The 8,890-nt window shown below is 50.3% G+C and carries 10 protein-coding genes and 1 riboswitch; of the genes, 5 read left to right on the top strand and 5 right to left on the bottom strand.

The features are described from left to right. Positions 1 to 26 precede the first annotated feature (26 nt). Both POTG_RS10580 and POTG_RS23170 read right to left on the bottom strand, forming a co-directional pair. A complete protein-coding gene (locus POTG_RS10580) occupies positions 27 to 1,577 on the bottom strand; it encodes a DnaD domain protein (RefSeq protein WP_009224817.1) in 1,551 nt (516 codons plus the stop codon). A 202-nt stretch (positions 1,578 to 1,779) separates the two neighbouring features. Beyond that, the gene (locus POTG_RS23170; protein WP_157273400.1) at positions 1,780 to 1,953 is read right to left on the bottom strand and encodes an anti-repressor SinI family protein; all 174 of its coding nucleotides are present in this window, start codon (positions 1,951 to 1,953) and stop codon (positions 1,780 to 1,782) included. Between the two features lie 39 nt (positions 1,954 to 1,992). Beyond that, positions 1,993 to 2,077, bottom strand: a riboswitch (cyclic di-GMP riboswitch). A gap of 461 nt (positions 2,078 to 2,538) precedes the next feature. On the opposite strand from POTG_RS23170, the gene POTG_RS24790 reads away from it, so the two are divergent. The 4 genes from POTG_RS24790 (at position 2,539) to POTG_RS10560 (ending at position 5,569) form a co-directional block, all read left to right on the top strand. Continuing rightward, positions 2,539 to 3,798, top strand: a complete 1,260-nt coding sequence (locus tag POTG_RS24790; protein WP_009224815.1) for a hypothetical protein — start codon at positions 2,539 to 2,541, stop codon at positions 3,796 to 3,798. Between the two features lies 1 nt (position 3,799). Then, positions 3,800 to 4,384: a signal peptidase I SipW gene (gene sipW / locus POTG_RS10570; protein ID WP_036644977.1), complete on the top strand. Its 585-nt coding sequence runs from the start codon at positions 3,800 to 3,802 to the stop codon at positions 4,382 to 4,384. A 113-nt stretch (positions 4,385 to 4,497) separates the two neighbouring features. Continuing rightward, positions 4,498 to 5,085, top strand: coding sequence for a CalY family protein (locus POTG_RS10565; RefSeq protein ID WP_009224813.1), 588 nt, complete (start codon positions 4,498 to 4,500; stop codon positions 5,083 to 5,085). Positions 5,086 to 5,233: 148 nt separating this feature from the next. Beyond that, positions 5,234 to 5,569, top strand: a complete 336-nt coding sequence (locus tag POTG_RS10560) for a helix-turn-helix domain-containing protein (RefSeq protein ID WP_009224812.1) — start codon at positions 5,234 to 5,236, stop codon at positions 5,567 to 5,569. A 76-nt stretch (positions 5,570 to 5,645) separates the two neighbouring features. Here the strand turns inward: POTG_RS10560 and POTG_RS10555 are convergent, their stop codons facing one another. Then, on the bottom strand, positions 5,646 to 5,939 hold the full coding sequence (locus POTG_RS10555; protein WP_009224811.1) for a YuiB family protein: 294 nt from the start codon (positions 5,937 to 5,939) through the stop codon (positions 5,646 to 5,648). A 214-nt stretch (positions 5,940 to 6,153) separates the two neighbouring features. Between POTG_RS10555 and hemQ the strand changes: the two genes are divergently transcribed. After that, on the top strand, positions 6,154 to 6,900 hold the full coding sequence (gene hemQ / locus POTG_RS10550) for a hydrogen peroxide-dependent heme synthase (protein ID WP_009224810.1): 747 nt from the start codon (positions 6,154 to 6,156) through the stop codon (positions 6,898 to 6,900). A gap of 170 nt (positions 6,901 to 7,070) precedes the next feature. On the opposite strand, the gene POTG_RS10545 is transcribed toward hemQ, so the two are convergent. Further along, complete coding sequence (locus POTG_RS10545; protein WP_009224809.1) at positions 7,071 to 7,322, bottom strand: hypothetical protein; 252 nt, start codon at positions 7,320 to 7,322, stop codon at positions 7,071 to 7,073. Position 7,323: 1 nt separating this feature from the next. Continuing rightward, positions 7,324 to 8,517, bottom strand: a complete 1,194-nt coding sequence (locus POTG_RS10540; protein ID WP_009224808.1) for an NAD(P)/FAD-dependent oxidoreductase — start codon at positions 8,515 to 8,517, stop codon at positions 7,324 to 7,326. Positions 8,518 to 8,890 lie beyond the last annotated feature (373 nt).

Raw genomic sequence — 8,890 nt, 5'->3', positions numbered from 1 at the left:
CCTTCCTTCCCCAAGCCTAAACGGATTCAGACTTCTTTTTTATGCTTTCCGGATTGCATGCGTTCCGCCATCTTAATCAGCTCAGCAAATTCTTCTTCCGATACGGCGGTCTCCTGGCCAGTCCGTTCCACAATCGGGATTTCCGGCTTCGGCTTCGCTCCCCGGCTGCCGTAGGTTCGCGCCCGTCCTCCACCGGAGGCGGCGCCGCCCGCCTTCTCCTTGACCTTCTCCTTCACCTTCGATTGGTCGCGGATATATTGTACGGCCTGCTCATACGTGTTGATCTGCTTAAGCAGCATGTTGGCTGCGATCGCATCGATGAAATTGCGATTGATCCGCTGCTCCCCGCCAGAAGTGAGCAAAGACATCAAATAATGGATCAGTACGTTGATTACTTCGCCGGGCAGCTTGTAGTTCAAATCGATTTTCTCAAAAATGTCCAGCAGGTTGTCCGGAATCGATCCCGGAAAGAACGTCTTCAGTAACCGGGTATACGGCTCATTGCGAAGCATCATATTATATTGGTGAATATCGCATTTGCTTTGGAATTGCGGCGGTACGTCAACGTAATACTCCATCTGTACCGCAACCTCCTCGGCCACGTTCCCCGCTTGAGCGGAAGCGGCCGCCGCTTTCGGATCCTCGCCGCGCAACGCGACGATTTTGCCGTAAGCTACCTCGCGTTCCTCCTGACGGCGCTTGCCTTGGCGGAACTGCAGGTTGGCCTTGTGCTGGAGTGCATCCAGCAGAATCCCGCCGCCCGGATCAAAGACGCCGTCTTCATCCAGCAGCCGGCAAATATCCTGGACGCTTAAATCGTACTTGCGGGCAACATAATTCACCACGCCCATCCCTTCCGGGTCAAAGCGAAGCGCCTCAACGAAGGAGCGATTCTGGGACTCACGCGGAAAACGCAGGATGATGTCCGCATAGTTGATCGCATCCTCTTCCAAAGCCAGCTTGAGCCCCGGCTGCCTGGCGATCGACGTCTCGGCAATCGCCTGCTCCAGCTCGTAATCAATGGAATGGGTGTTCAGCTCAAAGATCTCATAGAACGGAACCGTAATATTTTCCTTATTCAGGCCAACCCCTGACCACGCCTCCGGTTCTCCGCGGAACAACTGCTCCCGCAGAGACAGGACCGCGAATTTCCCGATCTTGTCTCGTAGCAGCAAAGTCAGGTGCTGAGTCCGGAAAAATTCCGCCGGCGCCAGCGGTGCCTGAAGCTCATATTCGTAGATATAATCGTCGCTGTCCGGAACATAGAGCCGGTTCGTCTGAAGCAGCCCCACCGCCTCCAACCGGGAAGTCTGCTCGATGAGAAACTTCCGCCCTTTCTCGCTTGGATCGAGGCCAAGAGTCAGGAACAGCTTCCGCTGCTGCTCGACGTCCGAATATCCAACCTGCTCCTGGGGAACATGCTCTACCAGCAGCCGGTACAGCGAAATCGCGAACGCCCCGACCATCGGTTGATAGATCAAACCTAGCATTTTGCCATCGACGGGACTGAGTCCGAAGTCACGGTATACGCAATAACGGTGATTTTCGGTAAAATGCAGCATGTTGTTCATGCGCACGGCTTCATCGCTCCTTCCCTATCACGTACAAATAGACTTCCTCTATTTTAGCATAAAAGACGCCGTCCTGAATCGCCCCCAGCTTACAAAAATCTCCCTTTTTCTTCCTGAGCCTCGCCGGGACAATGTTTTACGCCGGAATAAGCACAAAAAAGAACCGTCCCCCTGATGGGGCGGCCCTTTACTCCCTCTTCTTTATCATCTATTTGTTATGTAAATACCACTCTTTTAAATAAGGGCGATCTCCGGCTAAAAAACGCCGAACCTCATCAATGGAGACCCCCTCCTCCTTTGCCATGGCGAGCAAAATCACCCATTCCGGGTCAACGTTTCCGGGGAACCGATCATAAGAAATAACCTGGGCGGACTTCTTCAACAACAATCTCCTCCTAAGATCATTTTTTTGGTTTTGTCCCCAGGCAGTCCAGCCATCTTAGTATTCCTACCTTAGATCTGAGACTTTGTGCCCCTGCTTTTCAACAGGTTTACCCTTATCTGGTGCTTCTGATGCCAATGGATCTCCTTAGTCAGTATGCATCTTGGTACTTATTATAACGTCTCAAATTTGAAAAGTATGTCATTCCACGTAAGTTCGGCATACCGTTTTCATCGAAAAGGTTAGCTTTTTTTGTTTAATCCCTAATGTTCTTGTCATATTGAACCACCGCTTGTCAAGTACTAGGAATTGTTTCTTATAGAGAACAATAAATCGTGAAATCCCGTGAATTAGTCAGATTTTTAAAGAAAACAATAGATAAATGTTCTTTATTAAGAACAAATCACTGGATTTACGCCTTTCCTAACGTTAACCATTTCAGGTATATTCAAATCACGGTGTTTGTTCTTAATAACGAACATATTAACGAACAGAACGGACCATACCTAGAAAGGAGCGACTATTCTGCGAAGATCCCGAGCTGAAGTAATACGTAAACTACGCAAAAAACGGAAGAAGCAAAACATGGTCAAATCGCTGCAGTCCGGATTAATTCTCTCAACTCTGCTCTTGTGGACTTCTCAGCAGGTTGGCACAACCTTCGGCGAATTCACCAGCACACGCGAAGATAACACGGAAATCAATGCGTGCCGAGTATTTCCGAGCCAGATCGAAAGCCAGCTTGCGCTTTTGGCCGAGCATCTGGATCGGGCTGCTTCCTTAAAAGGAAGACTTATCGGAGCAAGCCTAATCCGCGCTTCGATAGATACAACAACTCCGATCTCGTCTCCGGCTCTTCCGAATGCGAGTGATCCGGCCACCAGTCTTCCGCTGCCCCCGTCTTCAACCGATGCGGTGTACTCCAGCGGCGACGGACCGGTCAGCTCGGAAGGTTCCGCAGATTTCTCCGCAAGCCTGCAGCTGGACGCAGCCGAAGGCTTATCGGCACGGATTAGCGAGCTGAACGCCACAATCCAGCAGCTGCAGCAGCAACTGGCGCTGAATCAGTCCACTTGGCAAGAGCTGGTGCAGGAAATCACGGCAGCGACCGCCGTGATTCAAGGGCTACTGACTTCATTAAACGGCCTGGAGCCGAATTGTGCCGAGCTCACGCAAACTACGGTGCTTGACCGGATTGCGGATCTCCTGAAGGGCAGCGGTTTGCTATCCGGCCCGCTTCGCGGGACGTTACAGGAGATCTTAAGCTACCTGCGCTCCGTCCATCAATCTGAGTTTAGCCTCTCGACCAACGGCTTTGTTGCTATCGCTTTTGCCAGCCCGTTTTCGTCCCGGTCGGCCGATGATTTAAGTGCCTTCAGCAATCCGGTCGCCGGCGAAGAGCGCACGTACTTTGAGAGCGTACATGCTTCTCTGGAATCGGCAATCGCAGGCTTAACTGCCGAGATTTCCAGTCTCGAAGCGCAGCGGGCTCAACTGTTGGCAGAAGCGGAAGCACAGCGGCTGGCGGAGCTGGAACGATTAAAGCAGTTGGAGGAAGAACCCCCTCCGACGGTGGGCGATTCCGGTGATGGAGCAGTCCAACCTCCTGCAGAAGAAGATGGTGTTGCAGAGGATGAATCTGCAACCCTTCCGCCGGATGCGCCGGCTAGCAGCGGCACACCGGGGCTAGAACCTCTGCTGCCCCCCGAGCAGCCAAATCCATTGGACAGTCTTATCCTGACGAAACCGGAGGATGAACTGCCCATCGATTTGAACGACGACGGGGATGAAGAGGATGACGATGACGAGAATGAGGACGCGATTCCTTCAGAAGTAGGTGAATAACATGCGTATTCGTAAATGGTTAGGAAACGCGCTGACGTTCCTGATGGCGGTTGCCTTTTTTACCGTGGCAGGCTCGGTGGTCCTCTCAAAGATTTCCGGCAGCGAACCGAACTTCTACGGCTATCAGTTGAAAACGGTCTTGTCCGGCTCGATGGAGCCTTCCATCCCTACCGGTTCCGTTGCGGCCATTAAGCCGGGCGGCGATATGACCCGTTTCAACGTCGGCGACGTCATCACCTTCCGGTCAGGCGATAACAAGCTGATTACCCACCGCATCATCGAGGTGACACAGGACGAACAAAACGGCCAGGTGCTGTACCGGACGAAAGGCGATAATAACGATGCCGCCGATTCGGAATTGGTGCACCCCGCGAATGTGACCGGCGTCTATACCGGATTTAACGTTCCGTACGTGGGCTATTTCTTAAGCTTCGCTGGAACGAAGACGGGGAATGTCACCCTGTTGATCATCCCAGGGATCCTCTTGTTCCTGTACGCGGTGGTTACGCTGTGGAAAGCCATCGCCAGTCTGGAAGAAAAAAAACCGGAAAGCGAATCAATCGCAATCGGACACCAAGCACCCTGACGTCATTGACGCATCATCCTAAGCTCAGCACTAATGATTTGGTTGTTCTCCTTATGTATACATAAGGATGCTATATATAAAAAATTTATTTAAGATCAGGGAGGAATTCAGGAATGGGTATCAAAAAGACATTAGGTTTTGGGGTAGCAACTGCAGCACTCGGTTTGACATTGATCGGCGGAGGAACGTTCGCTTACTTTAGCGATACGGTCGAAACGACTGGGACGTTCGCCGCAGGTACATTGGATATCAACGCTGATCCAACAGCGATTGTAAATCTTAACAACTTGAAACCAGGTGACACGATTCCTCGTACGTTCAAGCTCAAAAATGACGGAACGCTTGACATTAAAGAAGTTCTGTTGAAAACGAGCTACACGGTGACGAATAAAGCCGACGCTCCAGACAACACGGACGATTTTGGTAAACATATTAAGGTAAAATTCCTGAACAATATCGACAAGCTGAATGACGTCATTTGGGAAACTACGCTCTATGACCTGCAAAATCAAACACCGGACGCCGTTGAAAGAGGCTTCTTCCTCGGCGAGCGCAGCGGCTTAAGAGCCGGCACTACCGACACGTTGGCCGTTGCTTTTGAATTCGTGGACAACGGTCAAGACCAAAACCAATTCCAAGGCGACACGCTGAACCTGACTTGGACGTTTGAAGCGAAACAAGGCGACGGTCAAATTAGATAATTTGAGAAATTTAAGCAGAACACCTTACCCCGATCTGGGACTAAGGTGTTCTTTGTTTGGTTGAATTTCCGACTTAACACCTTTGTCCGATCCCGGTTATTCTGATATAATGACATCAAATTATTTCTGATAGAAGGGCGACGGCTACATGGCAGAACATATTGGCGAGCGTATTCAGAAACTTCGGCAGGACCGAGGGTACTCCTTGTCCGAGCTGGCGGAGAAGGCAGATGTGGCAAAATCCTATCTCAGCAACGTTGAGCGCAATATTCAATCGAATCCCTCTATTTCCTTCATTGAGAAGATAGCCGACGCTCTTAACGTCTCGATCAACCTGCTATTGTATGGCGACCGCCCCGCACCGGAATTACTTGATCCGGAATGGTCGGAGTTGGTGCAGGAAGCTATGACTTCGGGCGTCAGCAAGAAGGAATTTAAGGAATTCCTTGAATATCAGAAATGGAAGCGAGGCCAGCAGGAATAACGGTACACAGAGAAAAAGTACACACAGAAAAAGCGCGAGACCTCAGGGTTATCCCCCGACGGTACTCGCGCTTTTTTTAAAACATTTTGTACCCGCCCAACCGCAGTTTTCGGATCGTCCATCCGCTTAGGATCGCCCCGCACAGCCCGGCGAACGCCGTCAAATAATCGACCAGCCGGAACGATGCGAGATAGGTCCCAAAGCTCTGTTCATGGTCCCACAGCGTATAGACCACAATGGGCAAAATCACGATGATAAAGACGTATGCCGGAAACCAGGTTGTTTTCATTAACATATTCAAAATGAAACCGATGCCGAACATCATCACGAAGAAGAGAACCATCAGCACCAGTACGATGAGCCAGCCCATCGATCGCTCCCCCACCCTTCTTAGAGGTAACTATAACATTCATCACACTAAATCAAGCTAGTAGTTAGTTTACTAGATATTATGTAACGAAGCAATGAACTTTACATGAAAATGGAGTGAATCGATTTGCCCCGTCTAGGCTCCTTGCGATACAATAAGATACGTATTGGCAATTCGTAAATGAGGATCAGATTGAATCTAGGAGTGATTATACATGAACGAAGCTACCCTAACCTTAGAAGGTTGGTATGCGCTTCACGATTTCCGCACCATCGATTGGACCGCCTGGAAAGCGGCGGATGACGAAGAACGCGCCGGAGCCCTGGAGGAGCTGCATACGTTCCTGAAAGAATGGGAATTGATGGAGGAATCCAAAACCGGCAGCACCGCGGTGTATTCGATCGTCGGACAGAAAGCCGATCTCGTGTTCATGCACCTGCGCGAAAGCCTGGAAGAGCTGAACGCCCTGGAGACGGCCTTCAACAAAACAACCTTTGCTGAATATACAACCAAAGCATACTCCTACGTCAGCGTCGTAGAACTTAGCAATTATCTCGCATCCGGCGGCGGTGACCCGAAGGCGAATCCGGAAGTGATGGCCCGTTTGCAGCCGATCCTGCCGAAGACCAACCATATCTGCTTCTATCCAATGAACAAAAAGCGCGATCTCACCGACAACTGGTACATGCTGACGATGGAAGAGCGCCGCGAAATGATGCGCAGCCATGGCCTGATCGGCCGCAGCTATGCAGGTAAAGTGAAGCAGATCATCACTGGTTCCGTAGGCCTCGACGATTGGGAATGGGGCGTTACCCTGTTCGCCGACGATGCCTTGCAATTCAAGAAGCTGGTCTATGAAATGCGGTTTGACGAGGTCAGCGCACGTTTTGGCGAGTTTGGTGCCTTTTACGTCGGCAATCTGCTGAATGCAGAGCGTTTGGACGAGATGTTGAAAGTGTAATTCCATATAGATAAGAAAAACGTCTATCGACGTATATTCTAGGAAGACAGACCGCGGTTAGCGGTAGTTTTTCTTGTGATATCAGGAAGCGGAAGCTCCGAAGTTTATACTTTCTGATATCTTAAAAAAGAAGGGTGTGCCAGCCTCGGGCGGCACACCCTTTTGTTCGTTTAATCTTCCCTTTCGGCCTCTGCCTCCAGCGACTTCAGGAACTCCGCGGTCGCCCGGTCGCGTTCGCGGCTCTTCTCCTTCAGCCGTTCGATGGCCGGCTGGATCAGAAGGTCCACTTCCTTCTGCACCGTATAAGCCAAATCGTAACGCTGCTGCGATTCCAGGTAAGATCCCACTTCCATCAAGGCGTTATAGCGATCCAGCTCGTCCCGCGTCAACAGCCCCCGAACCTGTACGCTGCAGTGACGCATCTTAGAAGAATCTTCCTTTCTTCAACACCAGCGGAATCCCACCGATAATGAACAGGTAACGCATATCCACCAGCTTCTTTAATTGGGCAGCAACCCAACCTTTATATTTCTTGCCAAACGCGCTGGCGATGGCTTCCCCTTTGCCCAGCGAAGCCACGGTTCCTTTATTGCTGAACACAAATTTCTTGAGCTCTTTGCCGCGAATGGCCGCCACCACGTTTTGCGCACAGGTCACCCCTTGCTGCATGGCAATTTGCGCCGTAGGTGGGTATGGACGCCCTTCCGGATTAAACATCAGCGAATTGTCCCCGATGATAAAGACGTTATCATGGCCAGGTGCCCGCAAATAATCGTCGACCTTCACGCGACCGCGCGCTGTCTCGAAGCCTGCCGCTTCGATAAGACGGTTGCCACGGATGCCGCCTGTCCAAATGACGGTTTGCGACTTAATTTCCTCTCCGGTGGCCAAGATAACACCATCCGGCGTGCATTCCTTGATCGCTACGCCAATCTTGAACTGTACGCCCTTCTTCTTCAGCACGTCCATCGCGTATTCGACCAGCTCCGGATCGAAGCCTGGCAGAACCGTTGGTGCAGCTTCAACGTTGTACACGTTAACAAAGTTCGGATCAACGTCGTATTCCTTGCACAGCTGCGGGATCCGATCAGCCAGCTCGGCAACGAATTCAATGCCGCTGAAGCCCGCGCCGCCAACGACGAAGTTCAATCGGTCGGTCCGGCTTTCGTCCATTTTGTAAAGCGCGAATTGATATTCGATATGCTGGCGAATTAAGCGAACGGAATTGATACTGCGGATCGTCATCGCATATTCCGTCAGGCCCGGGATGCCAAAGGATTCCGGTTCGCCGCCCAGCGCGATCACCAGATAATCATAAGAAAGGGTTCCGTCCTGCAGCACGACCTTCTTGTCGGCCAGACGAATCTCCTGTACATTCGATTTCACAAGGTCGATTTTAAATTCGTCAATTAATTTGGATATTGCCACTCGGGTATGTTCAATGGAATCCGTCCCGGCAGCCGGCATATGCAGATGCGTCGTGAAGTAGTGATAGTCGTGCCGATTCACCAGAGTAACGTCTGCTTCATTGTAATTCAACTCTTTCTGCAGCCGCTGCGCGGTAAGAATGCCGCCATAACCCGCACCAAGAATCACTATTTTGGGTATGGTACTCATGTAATTGTTCTCCTTCCAATATTACGCACTCTATATTTGATTAAAGCCAAAAACGCAATGTGAAAATTAACACATAAAAACCCAGTCTATACCAACTCAAACCGTTTCAGTCATCCCATTAGGTCAATCCAGAGACATTTGTCACATTTTAGTATTAGTTTAAACCTTATTTGTAGGATGAGCAAAAGTCTTCTGTCGTATAATCATAAATGTACTTTTTTCGTCACAAATATGAATGCATACATTTGAATGATATCGGCTTTTGCCTAAAAGATCAAGTCTTATTTTACCCGTAATTATAGGACTTTCAACGGATTATATTCCAGATTTTCGACAGTTTTCATCTTGCCTTTCCAAACTAGGGATACGACGA

This window comes from Paenibacillus sp. oral taxon 786 str. D14 (genome assembly GCF_000159955.1).
GTDB lineage: Bacteria > Bacillota > Bacilli > Paenibacillales > Paenibacillaceae > Fontibacillus > Fontibacillus phoenicis.
The sequence above is the reverse complement of the archived record's forward strand: the minus strand, read 5'-3'. Positions and strand labels throughout refer to the sequence as shown.